This is a genomic window from Bacillota bacterium (assembly GCA_018818595.1).
Taxonomy (GTDB): domain Bacteria; phylum Bacillota_I; class Bacilli_A; order Izemoplasmatales; family Hujiaoplasmataceae; genus JAHIRM01.
Window position 1 is genome coordinate 72,537 of record JAHIRM010000003.1, and the last position, 19,868, is coordinate 92,404.

Consider the following 19,868-nt stretch of genomic DNA (forward strand, 5'->3'; position numbering starts at 1 on the left):
GAAACAGTTTGGATATCTTATAAATTATGATATAATATCACATGGTATTTAATGACAAAGAATTTGTTTATAAGGAGGATTTTTTAGAATGATTTTACAAAAAGCCAAAGGTATAAAAATCAAAGGATTTAAATCAATGTCCAAAACATTACCTTTGAAAGAATACTTAAATCCTCAATTTGTCTATATCCATTTACTTCAACAACAATCGCCTTTAAAACGAATTGTTGAAGTCGGTGAACAAGTAAAGATAGGACAGGTTGTAGCGTTAAGAGAAGGCTTTGGTTCAATGCCAATTCACGCATCCATTAGCGGAAAAGTAACAGCAATTAAAAAAGTGTGGCATTCATCAGGGAAAATGGTTGATGCAATTGAAATTGAAAATGATCATTTAAATTTAGTGGATGAGTCCATCCAACCTGAAATAAATGTTCAGATTCTTTTACGTGAAGAATTAGTTACAAAGATGAAAAACGCAGGACTTTCTGGGCTTGGTGGTGCAGGATTTCCAACTTATGTTAAATATCAAACAAAATGTATCATCGATATGGTTATTATTAATGCGGTCGAATGTGAGCCTTATTTAACCTGTGATTATATGATGATTTCAGCTTACCCTGAAAAACTCATCAAAGGATTAAGCTATTTGATGAGAGCGTCAGGAAGTCTTAAAGGTGTCATTGCATTTAAAAATTATAACGTACATTTAAAAGAAGTTTTAACTCCTTTACTTTCAAAATACCCAGGAATTACTTTGTTTGAAGTAAAAGATGTTTATCCTGCTGGTTGGGAAAAATATGTAGTTGAAAAAGTAACGAAAAAAACTTACAGTAAATTACCTTCAGAAGCGGGAGTTATTGTTGATAACTCTGCAACGGCAATGGTTTTTGCAGATGTTGTTGAAAATAACATTCCTTTGATTTCTCGAGTGATTACTATTACAGGAGAAGGCATCAAAAACCCTCAAAATTTCTACGTTCCAATCGGGACTAAAGTACAAGAATTGGTTGCATTAGCTGGAGGATACCAAGAAGGATTAGATCCAAAAAATGCTTGGTATATTGCTGGAGGACCTATGACGGGAAGGGCTATATTAATTGATGATCTTATAGTTAATGACACCTTAGGATCCATCATTGTCAAACCACTGCCAAATCTTAAAGACCATCCAGAATGTTTGGGATGTGGCAAATGTGCTGACGTATGCCCTGTTTATTTAACTCCTACTGAAATTCAAAGAGCTTTTGATCGAAAAGATATTGTCACAATCAATAAGTTAAATGCAAATAAATGTGTTGCTTGTGGGCTGTGTTCTTATGTTTGTCCTTCACATATCGAAATTTCAGATTACGTAGGTAAAGCGAAAGAATTATTAAGGAAGGGAGCGTAAATTATGGCAAGATTTGCAAATGGAAAAGCTCCATTTTTAAGAATATCAGACGAAAAAAACAAAGGCACAGGAATTATCATGCGAGATTTCTTGATTGCTTTGGTTCCTGTTATTTTGTTTTCATGGTATAAAAACGGAATCTTAGTATATATCGATGGAAATTGTTCTATCTTTGAAATGTTCTATCCTTTAGTGTTTATCCTTCTTGGAGGATTTATATCTTTGTTAATGGAAGGGTTGTTCTTCTACATTACAGACAAAGAAATAAAAAGCATTAAAAGCATCATGAAAAAAGCACAATCTTCTTTCTCGCTAATACCTGGATTATTGCTTGCATTGATTTTACCAATCTACACTCCAATATGGGTTTTAATGTTTGGGTGTTTTATGGGAACCATCGTAGGTAAAATGCTTTTTGGAGGATTTGGACATAACATCTTCAATCCAGCATTAATTGGATATATTGCAATTGCGTTTACATTAAGTGGAGTCATTAATGCAGCAGGAGGAGTATTTAACCCATCTGAATTTATGATTGATTCTTATGCAGGAGTTACTCCATTAACGAGACTTTCAGGAAACGTAGTTTTTAGTTATGAGGCATTGGTTATGCCATATGGCTCTTTATGGAATTTCTTTTTAGGCACCATTCCTGGAGCTATAGGGGAAACAAGCGCTCTTGTAATTTTGATTAGTTATCTTTGGCTTTCCATAAGAAAAGTTATTAAATGGAGTACACCACTGATCTTTATTGGAACTGTTTTTATTCTTTCTTGGATCATTGGAATTCTAATAGGGGATGCAGGCATTTGGTTCCCACTCTATAGTATCTTTAGTGGAGGAGTATTCTTTGGAGCCGTGTTTATGGCAACAGAGCCTGTCACATCACCTAAAAATCCATTAGGGAAAATTGTTTTCGCATTATTTTTAGGTGTGTTAACAGTTTTATTTCGATTTCTTGGAAACTTCCCAGAAGGAGTTGCGACGTCAATTGTTGTAATGAACATCTTTACAATGCCAATTGATAACTTTACTGCTGTTATCCGTTCAACTGGATTTAAGAAATCCTCAATTATTAAAGGACTAATCTTAACTTCGCTTTTAGTAGTCATTATTTTATATGCAGTTTTAAAAGCACAAACGTTATATCATCTTCCTGTTGTTTCAGTGTTTATGGGGGGATTTTAATATGAAAACATTCTTTGTTAAAAACGGAATATCCTTATTCTTTATTCTTATATTTGCCTTAATCTTTTCAGTGGGTGGCATCTATTCTAATTACATGTCAACTCAATATGAATTACGAGCTGAAGAATTAGTTTTGAAGAAAACATATATAGATATGATTGACGAATCCACTGATATTGTACCTTTTGAAACGACAGGGATTGAAAAAAGTTATTTGACTCCTTCTTTAGAAGAAACATTTTCCCCAAGTTTAGATGAAAGTTATTTAGTGTTTAAAGAGGATTCACAAATAGGAGTGATTTATGTTGTTTCGTCCTATGGAAAATATGCAAATCTTCAAATAGCTTACGCAATTCTTTTTGAAACAGATAGTTGTGTAGGAGTGAAAGTGATTGAAAACGAAGAAACTCCTACCTATTTTGATGCAATAGATGATACCTTTTATAATCAATTTGATGAAATTGATTTGAATTCCAATATGGTCATCGATGCTGTTGCAGGATCTACTTACTCAAGCAAAGGATTTGAAATTGGCCTTCTTTTTGCAAGAGAGCAATATGCATTTGATTTTGATTTTAGCGTTCCCTCTAATTCAGTACTTCTTAATAGTTTAACTTACAATTTTGATCCATTAACGTTTGCAGAAAAGCCATATATTGCTAACGTTACTTATGGAGTAAATAACACCAATATCGAACTCTATTTATCAAGATCATTTGATTATGCTGGATTAGTAACTGGAGTTATAGAACCAATAGCTGAAGTAAAAGCTGAGATAAAATTGCTTGCATCTTCCAACCAAAGTATTTCGAATAGAGCTTACTTTGTAAGTTATGATGAATTATCAAGAACACTCATTATGAATACAATTGGATATAATCCATCTTCACCAATTCAAGCGACCATCGGTATAAACGGCACCTTTGATGGAATTGAGAGTTTTGTTATTTCATCACACGAATCTTACAGTGAGAGTTCTGGTTACTCAGGATTACCCGTTCCACAAGTCGAAAATGATTTATTAAATGAATATGTAACAAACGGAACTTTGATAATTGATGGAGTGGCAGGAGCGACTAGCTCTTCTAACGCTATGCAAAGACTAATTACACTATTGAATCTGTTTGTTGATTCATTGAACGGAGGAAATTAAAATGAATAAAGGATTAGTTTCAGGGTTAGTCTTACTCACCTTAGGCTTAATTTGCGGCTTGTTATTGGCCTTTGTAAATTCATTTACTGCTCCAATTATTTTACAAAAAGAAAATGAAATTAAATATGCAGCCTTATCAGAATTTTATTCAGTAGAAGAATATAATTTAGAAGAAGTTACTTTATCTGATGATGCCATTGATAGCTTATTTTTAGTGACCAATAAAACATCTGGATTGCTTGAAGCTGTCATATACAGTGTTTCCAAAATTGGGTTTAATGATGATGTAAGGATGTTGATTGCTATTGACAGTAACTTAAACATTGTAGGATATAAAATAGTCTATCAAATTGAATCTCCAGGTTATGGAGCGGTAGCTCCAGAACATGATTTTAACGTAACAAACTCCTTAATTTCTGATTTATCAGGTTTTGATGCAATATCATCAGCCACCATAACAAGCGATGCGGTTCGAGGGTGCTTCGATGCGGTGGCAGATAGAGTATCTATCGATTTTGGAGGTGCAAACTAATGACAAATAAAGAAAATTTCTTTAAAGGAATCTTAAAAGAAAATCCTCTGTTTATCTCCGTGTTAGGAATGTGTCCTTCCCTGGCAATTACGACATCTTTAGAAAATGCAATTGGAATGGGAATTGCTGTCTTCTTTGTTTTGGTCCTCTCCAATTTTATCGTATCATCCATCATGAGTAATAAAAAATTAAGAGATTTAGTAAAACCAGTTCGAATTCCGGTATACATCGTAATTATTGCTTCACTTGTTACCATTGTAGAAATGATTATGCATGCGTATTTACTAAGTTTGTATCAAAGCTTAGGAGTGTTTATTCCCTTAATCGTTGTAAACTGTATTATTTTAGGACGAGCTGAAGCATTTGCATCAGACAATAAACCCGTCGCATCGGCGATTGATGGTATGGGAATGGCAGTAGGATATACTTTAGCATTAATGGTAATTAGTTTAGTGCGTGAAATTTTAGGAAAAGGAACTATCACTGTTTGGGGAAGCTTAAGCGTTGATTTAAACTTTGTCTTTGATTTCTTGAGAATTCAACCTCTTGATATGTTTACAAAACCTGTAGGAGCTTTCTTATCGTTTGGATTTATCTTAGCGGTCATTGTCGCCATTACCAATAGAAAAGCAAGTAAACAAGCAGAAGGGGGACAAAATAATGGGTAATTTAATTTCGTTAGCCTTTGCAGCTTTTATTGTCGAAAACATCATTTTGACACAATTTTTAGGAATTTGTCCTTTCCTTGGCGTATCAAGAAAAAGAAGTTCGGCATTAGGAATGGGTATTGCAGTGGTATTTGTTATTATTATTTCTAGTACCGTCACTTGGCTATTATATCAATATGTTCTTGCGGTGTTACACATTGAATATATGAGAACAATCGTCTTTATTTTAGTAATAGCAGCACTTGTTCAAATGGTAGAAATTTTTCTTAAAAAAGTATCCCCTGCACTTTACAAAGGGTTAGGAATATTTTTGCCTTTGATTACCACTAATTGTGCCGTACTTGGAGTAGCAATTATCAATATCAATGAAGGTTATAATTTTATAGAAATGCTTGTTTATTCAACTTTTATATCACTTGGGTTCTTATTTGTAATGTATATTTTCTCGATGATTAGAGAAAAATTAGATTTTTCTCCAGTGCCTAAAGCGTTTAAAGGTACTCCAATTGCTTTAATAGTTGCGGCGATTCTTGCTATGATTTTTGCTCGATTTGGAGGGATAATTTAAATGGATATTATTGTACCGGCATTAGTGCTTGCTGGACTTGGATTTATACTAGGATTTTTAATTAATCTTGTAGGAAAATATTTTTACGTTGAAGAGGATACTAGAATTGAAAAAGTTGTTGAAAAACTGCCTAAATACAATTGTGGGTCTTGTGGGTATCCTGGATGTAAAGAATTGGCAATTGCCTTACTAGCGAAAGAAGCAAAAACAAGTTTATGTAAACCAATGAAAAAAGAAGATGAACTTGTGTTGCAACAATATTTAAACGAGTTGCTATCAAGTAATTAATTTTAAGAATGATGAAAAGCCGTCATGAAAGACAGCTTTTTTCTTTCCATATAGGCTTCTTTTTGTTATAATGGATTAGAATTGAGGTGGATACTATGAAACCAGAACCATTATTCATTGTGATATTTTGCTTTGCTCTTATATTAATCATTTTGTATTTGGTTACAGTTCAAATCAAAAAGAAAGACAAACAAAAAATTGAGAATAAGATTAAAGAAACAATTTCTGAGGCTAACATAGCTTATAGTAAAAAACCTATTCAAATGCAAGTTGAAACAGAGAAAAATATCTTTTTGATTAAAATTGTAAATTTTAATTTTCGACATGAATTAATTTTGACGAACAAAACCTATTGGTGTATCAATTCCACTCCTAAAAACTGGAAAAGATCTGAAGTGCCTAATTTAATTAAAGGGTCAAAAGATTTTTTAGATTTCCAAATCAATTCCACAAAAAAAGTTATAAAAGTTGTTTTATTATATCCTGATTGCTATAACATTACTTGGCACATTAATGAGTCTGACGTTGAAGTGGTAACTTACCAAAAAGCTATTTTTGGGATATTTTTTGTAAGATTTAATGATTTGAGCCTTTTTTTGCGAAAGTAATAAAAAAAGGTTTACAAATGGATCATTATACTTTACTATATTATATGCATGCGCTATTAGCTCAGTTGGTAGAGCAAATGACTCTTAATCATTGGGTCCCCGGTTCGAGTCCGTGATGGCGCACCAAATAACAATAAACGACTAAATATTAGTCGTTTTTTCTTTATCTATTTTATAAAATAAAAATATATGATATGATTTATATGAAAAAAATTTATTATTGTACACTATTTAAAGCACTAAATCCAGAATTATAATTTTATATTCAAAATAAATTGGAGATCACCTATGAAAAAGAAATTTATCATATCAATACTGTATGCTATTATCATTTCAATATCTTACATTTCCATATTTATATTTTTAAGAGATAGACTTGATAATACTCAAAAATACTATCTTTCATTAATCTATGTTTTCTTGTTATTTATTTTGCCAACAATATTTGAAATTTATTTTTTTATAAAAACCAAACAATTTTATAGTATTTACTTTATTGTGACTCTAATAGGATGTTTAGGGTTTTATTTTGCGAGTGCTTTGTATTGGAATAACTATACCAACTCATTACGTTTTTATCATGGATATTCTTTTATTAATATAATTTTGTTCTTTGTCATAACTCCTTTATATGTATTGCTATTAAATTTGATATATAAAAGAGCTCCTAAAAATATACACATGGCGCTTATTGTTCTTTTAGATATTTTATGGCTTCTAATAATCTATATATTATTATTTTTGTCAATATTTCAAAGTCCTGCATAAAACGACTTTAAAATCTATCTCACTTTGATTTCTATTTCTATTGCATAACAATTTATCCAATTGCATAATAATTTTGTTAAAATATGCAGTTGAAGTTGACGAATATGCAATTGAATGATAAAATATAGATGGTGATAAAATGAAAACATTTAATTATTTAGAAACTAGCAAAAATTTGTTTGCTCAAGATGTAGTAACTCTTCTTACTGCAATTCATGAATACAAAGGAAAACAATTGCTCTATATCGAAGCACAGCCAGATGTATTGGCTTCTTTACTGGAGATTGCCAAAATTCAAAGTACAGTATCTTCAAATCGCATTGAAGGTATCTCTACAACAGATAAAAGAATCAATGAGTTGTTAAAGGAAAAATCTAGCCCTAAAAATAGAGATGAACAAGAAATTATCGGGTATCAAAATGTCCTCAATACAATTCATGATAATTATGATTACATTTCGCCATCATCGAATATTATTCTTCAATTACATAGAGATTTATATGCAGCAACAGGTCTTTCTTATGGTGGAAGATTCAAAGATGTAAACAATGTAATTCAAGAGACGAATGAATTTGGTGAATCTTTTATTCGGTTTGAACCATTATCTGCATTTGAAACTCCTTCAGCAATAATAGCGTTATGTAACGAGTTTATAAATGTCATTCAATATGAAAAAATTGAACCTTTGCTTGCAATTCCAATGTTCATTTTAGACTTTTTATGTATTCACCCTTTTCTTGATGGAAATGGAAGAATGTCAAGGTTGTTGACATTACTTTTATTATATAGAAGTGGATACCTTGTCGGAAAATATATTAGTATAGAACAAATGATAGAAAAGAACAAACGAGGATATTATGATTCATTACAAGCTAGTTCACAAGAATGGAATGCATCAAAAAATGATTACAAGCCATTTGTTAGTTATTTCCTACAAATTGTTTTATCTGCATATCAAGAATTTGATAGTAGAGTTTCACATGTTTCAAAAAAGATGAATAGCTATCAAAGAGTCAAAATTATTTTTGAAAGTCATATTGGTCGAATAACAAAAGCTGAAATTATAGAAAAATGCTCTGACATCAGTCCAACAACAATAGAATTAGTTTTATCAAATCTATTGAAAGAGGGATTCATAATAAAAATCGGTGGAGGAAGGTATACCTCATACTCAAAAACCAATAACTAATTGGGCGTCTTATATTATGTTTTTAAATTTTAAATATATAATCAGTTTAATATATCTAGTAGCAAGGCAGTGTGTTTTTAACGCTTTTTTAGTCTTTTTGGAATGAGTTTGAGAAAATATAACGGATGTCAAATGATTGTGTCAAGCTGATTAGGCCGCTAAATATAGAGCTTTATATAATTTGATACAAATGGCTCTTAATCATTGAGTCCCCGGTTCGAGTCCGTGATGGCGCACCAAATAAAAACAGACAGACATTATCAAATTTAATGTCTTCTTTTTTGCATTAAAATTTTTCATTTTAAATTGAACTCTTGACAAGTAAAGAAAAAAACAATTTCTTTTCTAGTCAAATACGAATGGAAGAAGAAATGATTTTTTGGTTTAAAATATAAATTAAAATATATGAAGATGTTTGGCACATCGAGTTTGCTTTGTAGTATAATTATAGATAAATGAATAATGCTTTTTCGTCAACAATTCTTTCTTTAAAATTCACATCAAGAATCATGAAAAAAGAAACAATATATAACAGATTTCATTAAATTAAAATTACTAAAAAACATTACATATAGATATTTAGAACTTTTTTAAGTTCAGAGGAAAACTTATATGGTTAAAAAGATTTTTAGAATTTTGCTATTAATTTTTTTTGCTGGAATAATGACAGGGTGTGACGTTTTTTCTATAACATCTACTCAGCCAACGGATACAACAACAACAACAACAGTACCTGTAACAACCACAACACAAACTCAATACACTATTCATTTCGAAACCAATGGGGGAACCTCCATAACCTCCATCACACAAGAATATGATACCGTAATAATTCCGCCTTCTGATCCGACGCGAGATGGATATGTTTTTGGTGGTTGGTACAGTGATGAGAATTTGACAATTACTTTTGCTTTTGACACGATGCTAGTTGAAAATTTAACTTTGTATGCCAAATGGACTCCATTAATCATTGAAGATGATCCAAACGATTATAGTTTCTTGCTTAAATCAGATGGAACCTATGAGGTAATGCGATATGTCGGTACAAACACCGAACTTGTCATTCCTTCTTTATTTTTAGGGAAAGCAGTTACTAGTATTTCCTCGGATGCCTTTTATAATAATTCAAATATAGTGACCATCGAAATCCATGCAAATATATCAAGTATTTGCGAAGGGGCTTTCTACGGGCTTTTAAATTTATCAGCCATCACGGTTGCTGAGACAAACCTCTATTATTTCACAGAAATGGGTGTTCTATTTGATAAGCAAATGTTGAATCTATATTATTATCCAGCAGGCAAAACAGATATTGCTTACCAAATTCCCTCGAGTGTGAATCAAATTAGTAATTATGCATTTGAATTTTGTGGTAAATTGGAGAGCATTACTGTTCCTGCGAGTGTAGTCACTATTGGGTATTCTGCATTTGCCTTTACCAAGAGTTTAACTAGCATTACAGTAGCTGAGGATAATGCAATGTTTTCATCACTAAACGGTGTCTTATTTGACAAGCAAAAGTTAACTTTATTGAAATATCCTGAAGGCAAAGCAGAAACCAATTATCAAATTCCCTCAAGTGTGACCAGTATTGGAATTGTAGCATTTGAAAATTGCATCGGTTTGACAAGTATGCTGATTCCGTCGAGTGTGACAAGTATAGGGAGAATTGCATTCTATGATTGTAGCAATTTGGCTAGTATCTTCATTCCGTCGAGTGTTACCATCATGGGCTATGAGGTGTTTCGTGATTGCAGTAACTTATCAATTTATGTTGAAGCAGCAAGTAGGCCAAGTGGATGGGACAGTTGGAATCCCTCAAGTAGGCCAGTTTTTTGGAACTCCAGAACAATCACATATGAATCAAATGATGGGTCAGTCATTCCTGTTCTTTTTCAAATGGTGGGGTCGTCGCTTACGGCTCCTATTGCACCAACCAGAGATGGTTATACATTTGATGGATGGTATATCAATTTGAATTTGACATCTCTATTTGTGTTTTCCGTTATGCAATCTGAGAATCTAACTTTGTACGCCAAATGGGAGGAAATAATCTTCGAGGATGATCCAATCGAATATAGTTTTTATCTTAAACAAAATGATACCTATGAAGTGACTGGATACATTGGAACAAAAACCGAGCTTGTCATTCCATCGACTTATTTAGGGATTCCAGTGACAAGCATTGGTGATTGGGCTTTCGGATATCGTAGCAGTTTGACAAGTGTTATAATTCCTTCCAATATAACAGTCATTGGCAACCAAGCTTTCTATCAATGTTCAAGTTTATCAAACATCGATATTTCTACTTCAGTGTTCAGCATCGGAACTTACGCCTTCTTTCAATGCATAAGTTTGACAAATATTGTGTTACCAACGGATTTGTTATATATCGGTTTTTTAGCTTTCTCAGAATGTACTGGGCTTTCATCGATTACTGTTCCATCGGGCGTGATAAGCATAAACTACTATGCATTCGAGAATTGCGTTAATCTAGAAACTATTGTGATTCCTTTGAGCGTGTCATTCATGGGGGATTCAATATTTGGTGGTTGCAGCAATTTGACAATCTATGCTGAAGCATCAAGTCAACCAATTGGTTGGGTTACCACCTGGAATTCTTTTTATCGACCAGTATATTGGAGTTATTCAGAAACCAAAACTGTAACATTTGAAACGAGTGGTGGTAATGTTATTGAATCAATCACTCAGGTTTTTGGGTCAACTGTTACGCAACCAGTAAATCCCATTAAAGAAGGATATAATTTTGATGGTTGGTATCTAGATGAAGAATTAACTGTTTTATATTCTTTTTCGAATGCGCTCACCGAAAACATTACATTATATGCAAAATGGATAGATTAACCAGTTGGAGATGATCCGATTTACTATACTTTTACCATTCTTGCAAATGGCACTTATGAATTAACTGGATACACGGGTTCCAACACCACAATTCTCATTCCATCAATTTATTTAGGAAAAGCAGTAACTAGCATTGGATATGGAGCATTCTATTGGAAAAATGAAATTACAAGTGTCACAATTCCTTCGAGTGTGATAAGTATTGGCGAGAAAGCATTCGGTAATTGTAGTGGATTAACAAGCATCTCGATTCCTTACGGAGTAATCAGTATTGGCAATCAAGCATTTTTTAATTGTTTCAATTTAACTAGCGTCATCATTCCATCTAGTGTGACTCTTATTGATTTTGGAGCATTTTCACACTGCACAGGTTTGATAAATTTTGCCATCCCCTCAAGTGTGATTAACATTGGAGAATATGCTTTCGATACTTGTACAGGATTGACGGAAATCATCATTCCCTCAAGTGTGATTAGTATTGGTAGGCATGCTTTCAATCAATGCACTGGTTTGCAAAGCATCATGATTCCATCAAGCGTGATTAACATTGGCGCAAATGCATTCTTTAATTGCAACAGTTTAACAATAAATGCAGCAGCTGAAAGTCAATCTAGTGGTTGGGAATACGGTTGGAATTCGACTGGTTGTCCTGTTGTATGGGGGTATGTAGTCTGAATCAAAACCAACATTCAATAGCAAAATATTCTTTATGAAAAATATAGTTCGGTCATTGCCTAATGTTGGGCACCAAATAACAATAAACGATTAAATATTAGTCGTTTTTTCTTTATCTATTTTATAAAATAAAAATATATGATATGATTTATATGAATAAAAATTTATTATTGTTCCGTTTAAAAAGTACTTAATTTATTTCATTACTAATACGTTATCATATTGTGCAAATACTCCAGTAATGTATTCGGACATAACCGGATATTGGTTAGATACAGTCATAGATGTAGCATCAATAGGGTAGAGTTTTTGGGATTTTATTAATGATCCAACATGGGCGAATGCTGATTATGATTTGAGTTTATTCATCCGTTTTCTGATGGGAATGGAAGAATAGGAAGACTTTTTCAAGCTTGTATATTAGCTTCTAAAGAAAAAATATTTGCGTATTTACCGATTGAGTCAATTATAAAAGAAAGACAGCAAGAATATTATGAATCTATTTCAAAATGTAATAAAGTTGGGAATTCGACTTTATTCATTGAGTATATGTTAGACGCTATCTTAGAAACAATCATACGGACAATCGACCAATCAAAACAAGACATGGCTGAGATGAGTATTCAAGTTAAAAAATTATTGAAAGTGATGAAAGTAAATACTCCTTATTCTACAGTTGAATTGATGGAAATATTAAAACTAAAATCAAGAGTATCTTTTAAATAGAATTATCATGATTCTGCAATAAGTTTGGGTTTAGTAAACATGACTTTACTAGATACTCCAAAAAGTAGAAACCAAAGATATCAAAAGAAATAGACATCTCTGTAAGCTGAAATCGACTGAAAATCCACTTGTCTTTAGTTAAATCTTTCTCTAAGCTAGATTACACGATAAAATATGCCCTTTTTGAGGGCTATTTCTATGATTAAACTTCAATATAATAGGCTATAATAATAACTATTAGCAAGTCAGTGTGTTTTTAAGGAGTTTTTTAAGTCTTTATTAGTGAAATCGAGAAAATATAATGGATGTCAAATGATACTGTCAAGTCTACTAAATCTCTATAGTTAGCGCTTTCTAATTTTGAATAGAAATGACTCTTAATCATTGGGCCTTCAGTTCGGGTCTATGATGGTGCATCATAAAATGAATAAAGCTGATATTGATTATGTCGATATCAGCTTCTTTTATTGATTGAGACAGTTACTACCTCTAACTTTTATTTATCAATAAAAATTTGACAAGAAATTCAAACTAATGATCTTTATTTAAAGAATACGCAGAATATATTTAAAGCAAAAACGTTTGAATTTTAAATCGTCTATATTCTATTCACTTTTGTTCTTTAGCGTGATAAAGCGCTAAATATAGCCGTTATTTGAAAAGAAAACGCTTTCTTTTTTTAGCCCTTTATTATATAATAAAATTAAGGCTAGGTGATAATAATGATTCAAATAAATGGAAATAATTTAAATTTAGATAAATTCATAAAAGTAGCTAGATTTCATGAAAAAGTCAAAATTTCAAAAACGAGTATTGAAAAAGTAAATTCCGCAAGAAAATACATCGAAGAAGTCATTGAAAAGGATATACCTATCTATGGGATAAACACTGGATTTGGAAAATTATCCGATCTTCCCATTAACAAATGCGATGTAAGTAAACTTCAAAAGAACCTTTTGATGAGTCATGCTTGTGGTGTAGGCGATGCATTTTCTGAAGAAATAGTCAGAGGAATGATACTTTTAAGAGTAAATGCTCTTATCAAAGGATATAGTGGAATTCGTTTAGAAGTCTTAGATAAACTTATCGAATTTTTGAATAAGAATTTGATACCGGTTGTATTCACAAAAGGAAGTTTAGGAGCCAGTGGAGATTTAGCTCCATTATCTCACATGAGTCTACCTTTAATTGAACTTGGTGAGGTTTTCTATAAAGGCGTAAGAATGTCAGCTAAAGAAGGATTAAAAAAAGCTAAAATCGAACCAATCGCTAAACTTGAAGCCAAAGAAGGCCTTAGTTTAATTAACGGAACTCAAGCTATGACATCGGTTGGTGCTTTGGTTTTATATGATGCTTTTTTATTAGAAAAAGCTGCATCGATGTCTCTTTCATTAACTATGGAAGCGCTTCAAGCAATCATCAACGCTTTTGATCCAAGAATTCATGAGCTAAGAGGACACGCTGGTCAAATTACTGTCGCAAAACGCATCAATTTTATATTAACAGATAGTCAAATGATAACTACTCAAGGTCAACTAAGAATACAAGACGCATACTCCATTCGTTGTGCCCCTCAAGTGCACGGAGCGAGTCTTGATGCGTTTAACTATGTATTACAACTTGTCGAAACGGAAATGAATGCAGTGACAGATAATCCGATTGTTTTTACAAACACAAACGAAGTAATTAGTGCTGGAAATTTTCATGGACAACCTCTTGCATTAGCTTTTGATTATTTAGGAATTGCGATTAGCGAATTAGCAAACATTTCTGAAAGAAGAATTGAAAGATTAGTCAATGCTAATTTATCGAATGGATTACCTCCTTTTTTAGTCAAAAAACCAGGAATAAATTCAGGGTTTATGATTGTTCAATATAGCGCCGCATCTTTAGTAAGTGAAAATAAGATTTTATCTCATCCCGCAAGTGTTGATAGTATTCCATCTTCAGCTAATCAAGAAGATCATGTTTCAATGGGAACTATAGGCGCAAGAAAAGCAGAGTCCATTTTAGATAATGCAAGAAAAGTGATTGCCATGGAACTATTTACTGCTTGTCAGGCTGTTGAACTAAGAGGGTGTGCAAAACTTGGAAAAATCACAAAAAAGGTGTATGATTGTATTAGAGAACATGTGCCGTTTATTGAAGAAGATACTATTATGTATCCATTCATTCATCAAGTGGAAAACTTGTTGAAAGAAGGAACGCTTTTTCACTGTATTCATAAGGGGGTATAAAGATGGATTTTAAGAAAAATATTTCGTTAAAAGATATCTTTCAAGAATTACCAATCTACCCAAATTTTGAAGAAGGAATAAGAAGGGCCCCAAAAAGAGAATTCTTACTTTCAAAAGAAGAAACAGAACTAGCTCTTAAAAATGCCTTGCGATACATTCCAAAAGAATGGCATGAAACACTTATGCCTGAGTTTTTAGATGAGCTTTTGACAAAAGGTAAAATTTATGGATATAGGTTTAGGCCAAACGGGAGAATTTATGCAAAACCTATTTCAGATTACATTGGAATTACTTTAGAAGGAAAAGCATTTCAAGTCATGATTGATAACAACCTTGATTTTGAAATCGCTCTTTATCCATATGAACTTGTAACATATGGAGAAACAGGATCAGTTATGCAAAATTGGATGCAATATCATCTTGTAAAAAAATATTTAGAAATCATGAATAATTCTCAAACACTAGTTGTCATGTCAGGCCATCCATTAGGACTTTTCGCATCAAACAATGCTTCATCAAGGGTGATTATTACCAATGGACTTATGATTGGTGCTTTCGACAATTTACGTCACTTTAACCGCGCTTCATCATTGGGCGTGGCTAATTATGGACAAATGACTGCGGGAGGATGGATGTATATTGGGCCACAAGGCATCGTTCACGGAACCTATTCTACACTATTAAATGCAGGCAGAATGAAATTAAATATTCCTGAAAATGAAGATTTGAAAGGTAAATTATTTGTTTCATCTGGGCTTGGTGGAATGAGTGGAGCTCAGGGAAAAGCCATTGAAATCTGTGGTGGAGTAGGAATCATTGCTGAAGTAGATTATTCTAGAATTGAAACAAGAAAAAATCAAGGATGGATTCACTACGTTGCCTTGTCACCAAAAGATGCCTTTGAAAGAGCGCACATAGCAATAGACAATAAAGTACCACTTGCTATAGCATTTTTTGGAAATATTGTGGATTTATTAGAATACGCAAATCATCACAAGGAAAACATAGATTTATTAAGCGACCAAACTAGTTGTCATGCTGTATATGATGGAGGGTATTGTCCTCAAGGAATTTCGTTTGAAGAAAGAACAGCTCTTCTTCAAAATGACAAACCTCTTTTCGAAAACTTAGTGAATAAAAGTTTAAAGAATCATTTTGAAGCCATTCAAATTATGGTAGGAAATGGAACCTACTTTTTTGATTATGGAAATAGTTTTCTAAAAGCAATCTATGATTCTGGAATTCAAGAAATTTGTAAAAACAACGAAAATGATCTTGATGGTTTTATTTGGCCAAGTTATGTTGAAGACATTATGGGGCCAGTTTTATTTGATTATGGATATGGGCCATTTAGATGGATTTGTCTGAGTGGAAAAGAAACTGATTTAGATAAAACAGATGATGCAGCTATGTCTTGCATTGATTCCAAAAGACGTTTTCAAGATGCGGATAATTATAATTGGATTAAGAATGCAAAGAAAAATCATTTAGTGGTTGGTTCAAAAGCAAGAATATTATATCAAGATGCTTATGGACGTTTAAAAATAGCTTTAAAATTTAATGAAATGGTTCGTCTTCAAGAAATAGGCCCTATTATGTTAGGAAGAGATCATCATGATACAGGTGGCACAGACTCTCCTTTTAGAGAAACGGCGAGTATTAAAGATGGCTCCAATATTATGGCAGAAATGGCAACTCATGTCGCATTAGGAAATGCAAGCAGAGGAATGAGCCTTGTTTCTCTTCATAATGGCGGAGGAGTTGGAATAGGCAAAGTAATCAATGGCGGATATGGTATGGTTTTAGATGGATCCGAAAGAGTTGATGAAATTTTAAATAACGCTTTGCTTTTTGATGTAATGGCAGGAGTGTCAAGAAGAGCTTGGGCTCGAAACGAACACGCAATTGAAACCGCTGATTTGTTTAACGATATGGATAATAACTCACTTATTACGTTACCTTCTTTAACAGATGAAGAAAAAATTACTGAAATTGTGCGAAAAAATTATATCCAAGGAGGGAAGTAATTTGAAAAAAATTGTTGAATGTGTTCCTAATTTTAGTGAAGGGCGAGATTTAGATAAAGTTGAAAGAATCATAAGTACATTTAGAAATAAAAAAAACGTATTGCTCGTCAATTATGAACCCGATGCTGATTACAACCGAACAGTCGTTACGCTTTTAGCTGATCCAGATATTATTATAGATGTGTTAATGGAATTCACAAAAAAAGTTATCAATGAAATTGATTTAAATATTCATTCTGGAGAACATCCTCGCATGGGAGCGGTAGATGTAATTCCATTTATCCCCATTGAAAATGTTACGATGAAAGAATGTATTGAGCTTGCAAACGAAATGGGAAGAAGAATTAGTGAAGAATTTCAAATTCCAGCATTTTTGTATGCAGAAGCTGCAAAAAAAGAAGATCGGATTTTGCTTCCTACGATTCGCAAAGGCGAATTTGAAGGAATGAAAACAAAAATTAAAGAAGATGCTTGGGCTCCTGATTATGGAAAGTCTGAAATTCATCCTACTTTTGGCGTTGTGGGAATTGGGGCAAGATATCCTTTAATTGCCTATAATATAGACTTAAAGACTGAAGATGAAAAAATAGCGAATTCTATTGCAAAAGCTATTAGAAAATCTAGTGGAGGGTTTGCATATATTCAAGCAGGGCCTGCCTATCTTGAACAAAAACATCATGTGCAAGTAACGATGAATATCCTTGATTATAAAAAAAATCCGATTTATCGTATTTTTGAAGTTGTAAAAATGGAAGCATCTAGATATCACATAGAGGTCTTAAGCGCAGAGATTGTTGGACTGCTTCCAAAAGACGCTCTTTTGAAATCACTTCAATATTATTTTGAAGTAAATAAACTTTCTTTTGACAAGAATATGAGTTTATCTGAGATAGTTTCCTATTCAATTCGATTTTTAAAACTTCGTGATTTTAATGAATCAAAAATCATAGAATCTTTTAGGTAAAGGAAAATATTATGAATGCAGATCTAATTATAAAAAATATTAGAACACTTTATACTCCCTTTCATCATCCGCCCATTCATGGAATGAAAATGAACGAGATTCAAACTTTTAATGAAGCATTCATTGCAATTAAGGATGGCAAATTTATTGGCTTTGGAGAGGGACCATATGACAAATTTCTTTCTCAAGGCACACAAATTTATGATGCACTTCATTGTATCGTTATTCCAGGCTTAATTGATTCGCATACACATTTAGTTCATGGAGGATCAAGAGAGGCGGAATTTTCCAAAAAAATAGCTGGAGTCCCATACATTGATATTCTTCTTCAAGGAGGTGGAATTTTTAGTACGGTTGAAAGTACGAGAAATGCCACTTTTAAAGAGCTTTATGATAAAGCCATGAATTCTTTAAAGGAAATGCTACTTTTTGGAGTGACAACGATTGAAGCTAAAAGTGGGTATGGATTAAATCAAATGACTGAAGTTTTACAACTTGAAGTTGCTAAAAAATGTGATAATGATCAACCCATTACCATTATTTCTACCTACCTTGGAGCTCACGCTCTTCCAAAAGAATTTAAAGGAGCGAGAGAGGTTTATATTAATCAAGTACTATCAGATATGAAAACGATTAAAGATAAAGATTTAGCTAAATTTGTGGATGTGTTTTGTGAGAAAGATGTATTCACTTTAGAAGAAACAAGTAAAATATTAAATAAAGCAATATCTCTTGGATTTAAAGTAAGATTACATTCAGATGAAATGGTTTCGATTGGTGGCACTAAACTCGCGCTTGATTTAAAAGCAAATTCCATTGATCATTTAATGGCAATTACAGATCAAGACATTGATCTTTTAGCTTCTTCAAAAACGATTGGGAATCTACTGCCATCCACTTCGTTTTTCCTAAACAAAGAGTATGCTCCTGCAAGGAAAATGATTGAAAAAGGATGTGCCGTTTCTATTTCAAGTGATTATAATCCGGGGTCAGCTCCAAGTGAAAACTTTCAGTTTACCATGCAACTTGCGGGAAATAAACTTAAAATGACACCTTCAGAGATTTTAACAGCATCTACGATTAACCCAGCTTATGGGCTTGGGCTTTCAGACCATGTTGGTTCCATTCAAATTGGAAAACAAGCAGATTTTTCAATTTTGAAAGCAAGCAATTTAGATTATGTAATCTATCATTATGGAGTGAACCATACCCAAGACGTTTTTAAAAACGGAAAATTAGTTGTACGAGATAAAACCATTGTGAAAGGAGATAAATGATGAGCCTTATAAAATTAGATTTAAATGAATTTATTGAAGAAATTGATTCTTCCAAACCAGCACCTGGTGGCGGGTCCGTTAGTGCTTATGCTGGAACATTAGGCATTGCTTTGATTCGAATGGTTGGACATTTATCCATAGGTAAAAAAAAGTACGAATTACTAGATGATGCGATAAAATTAGAGTTTGAACACATCATCGATGATTTAAAAGAGTTTAAGACAAAGCTGTTAAGTTTTGTTGATGAAGATACTTTGGCATTCAATCAAATGATGTTAGCTTATAAAATGCCGAAGAATTCTGAAGATGAAATTGCTTTAAGAAACATAGCGATTCAAAGCGCAACCACTCAAGGAATTGAAACACCTTTAAAAGTTGCAAAATTGAGTTTCGCTGCTTTAACAAAACTTGAATTAATCATGCAATATGGAAACAAATCCGCTCTTTCAGATTTGGGAGTTGGAGCCTTAATGTTATCCTCAAGCGTCGAAGGAGCCTTGCTAAACGTCAAGATCAATCTTCCTGGTTTAAAAGATAAAGAACTTGTCAAAATATATAATGATGAAATGGAGTACTTGCTTTTAACTACATTAAAAACAAAGCAAGAGATATTAAATAAAATTTATAAAATGATGAACGATTAAATAAATTACATTACAGTTATGATGTAATTATCTAATGAAATAAGCAAAAATAAGATGGGAAATCCTTCTTATTTTTTTGTGATGAAATCGTGAATTAATTG

Annotated in this window: 17 protein-coding genes and 1 tRNA gene; all 18 read left to right on the forward strand. The window is 32.6% G+C overall.

Features of this window, described 5'->3' with window-relative positions:
• Positions 1–88 precede the first annotated feature (88 nt).
• The 18 genes from KJ971_00750 (at position 89) to KJ971_00835 (ending at position 19,767) form a co-directional block, all read left to right on the forward strand.
• Complete coding sequence (locus KJ971_00750; protein MBU1144370.1) at positions 89–1,390, forward strand: RnfABCDGE type electron transport complex subunit C; 1,302 nt, start codon at positions 89–91, stop codon at positions 1,388–1,390.
• Between the two features lie 3 nt (positions 1,391–1,393).
• Positions 1,394–2,578, forward strand: coding sequence for an RnfABCDGE type electron transport complex subunit D (locus tag KJ971_00755; protein ID MBU1144371.1), 1,185 nt, complete (start codon positions 1,394–1,396; stop codon positions 2,576–2,578).
• A gap of 1 nt (position 2,579) precedes the next feature.
• The gene (locus tag KJ971_00760) at positions 2,580–3,731 is read left to right on the forward strand and encodes an FMN-binding protein (protein MBU1144372.1); all 1,152 of its coding nucleotides are present in this window, start codon (positions 2,580–2,582) and stop codon (positions 3,729–3,731) included.
• A gap of 1 nt (position 3,732) precedes the next feature.
• On the forward strand, positions 3,733–4,263 hold the full coding sequence (locus KJ971_00765) for an FMN-binding protein (protein ID MBU1144373.1): 531 nt from the start codon (positions 3,733–3,735) through the stop codon (positions 4,261–4,263).
• The gene (locus KJ971_00770; protein ID MBU1144374.1) at positions 4,263–4,931 is read left to right on the forward strand and encodes an electron transport complex subunit E; all 669 of its coding nucleotides are present in this window, start codon (positions 4,263–4,265) and stop codon (positions 4,929–4,931) included. Before KJ971_00765 ends, KJ971_00770 begins: the two co-directional genes overlap by 1 nt.
• Positions 4,924–5,499, forward strand: a complete 576-nt coding sequence (locus KJ971_00775; GenBank protein MBU1144375.1) for an RnfABCDGE type electron transport complex subunit A — start codon at positions 4,924–4,926, stop codon at positions 5,497–5,499. The genes KJ971_00770 and KJ971_00775 overlap by 8 nt, the downstream gene beginning before the upstream one ends.
• A complete protein-coding gene (locus KJ971_00780; protein ID MBU1144376.1) occupies positions 5,500–5,787 on the forward strand; it encodes an electron transporter RnfB in 288 nt (95 codons plus the stop codon).
• A 95-nt stretch (positions 5,788–5,882) separates the two neighbouring features.
• The gene (locus KJ971_00785) at positions 5,883–6,395 is read left to right on the forward strand and encodes a hypothetical protein (GenBank protein MBU1144377.1); all 513 of its coding nucleotides are present in this window, start codon (positions 5,883–5,885) and stop codon (positions 6,393–6,395) included.
• A 50-nt stretch (positions 6,396–6,445) separates the two neighbouring features.
• A tRNA-Lys gene (locus tag KJ971_00790) sits at positions 6,446–6,521 on the forward strand.
• 781 nt (positions 6,522–7,302) lie between these two features.
• Positions 7,303–8,352: a Fic family protein gene (locus KJ971_00795; GenBank protein ID MBU1144378.1), complete on the forward strand. Its 1,050-nt coding sequence runs from the start codon at positions 7,303–7,305 to the stop codon at positions 8,350–8,352.
• A gap of 612 nt (positions 8,353–8,964) precedes the next feature.
• On the forward strand, positions 8,965–11,217 hold the full coding sequence (locus tag KJ971_00800) for a leucine-rich repeat protein (GenBank protein MBU1144379.1): 2,253 nt from the start codon (positions 8,965–8,967) through the stop codon (positions 11,215–11,217).
• An 18-nt stretch (positions 11,218–11,235) separates the two neighbouring features.
• Complete coding sequence (locus tag KJ971_00805; GenBank protein ID MBU1144380.1) at positions 11,236–11,892, forward strand: leucine-rich repeat domain-containing protein; 657 nt, start codon at positions 11,236–11,238, stop codon at positions 11,890–11,892.
• 363 nt (positions 11,893–12,255) lie between these two features.
• Positions 12,256–12,618, forward strand: a complete 363-nt coding sequence (locus tag KJ971_00810) for a Fic family protein (GenBank protein ID MBU1144381.1) — start codon at positions 12,256–12,258, stop codon at positions 12,616–12,618.
• Positions 12,619–13,334: 716 nt separating this feature from the next.
• Positions 13,335–14,855 (forward strand): histidine ammonia-lyase, encoded by a 1,521-nt coding sequence (gene hutH, locus KJ971_00815; GenBank protein MBU1144382.1) that lies wholly within the window; start codon positions 13,335–13,337, stop codon positions 14,853–14,855.
• Between the two features lie 2 nt (positions 14,856–14,857).
• Positions 14,858–16,882, forward strand: coding sequence for a urocanate hydratase (locus KJ971_00820; protein MBU1144383.1), 2,025 nt, complete (start codon positions 14,858–14,860; stop codon positions 16,880–16,882).
• A 1-nt stretch (position 16,883) separates the two neighbouring features.
• Entirely contained in the window at positions 16,884–17,846 is a 963-nt protein-coding gene (ftcD, locus tag KJ971_00825; protein MBU1144384.1) for a glutamate formimidoyltransferase, read from the forward strand.
• 11 nt (positions 17,847–17,857) lie between these two features.
• Complete coding sequence (gene hutI, locus KJ971_00830; GenBank protein ID MBU1144385.1) at positions 17,858–19,123, forward strand: imidazolonepropionase; 1,266 nt, start codon at positions 17,858–17,860, stop codon at positions 19,121–19,123.
• Positions 19,123–19,767: a cyclodeaminase/cyclohydrolase family protein gene (locus KJ971_00835; protein MBU1144386.1), complete on the forward strand. Its 645-nt coding sequence runs from the start codon at positions 19,123–19,125 to the stop codon at positions 19,765–19,767. Before hutI ends, KJ971_00835 begins: the two co-directional genes overlap by 1 nt.
• Positions 19,768–19,868 lie beyond the last annotated feature (101 nt).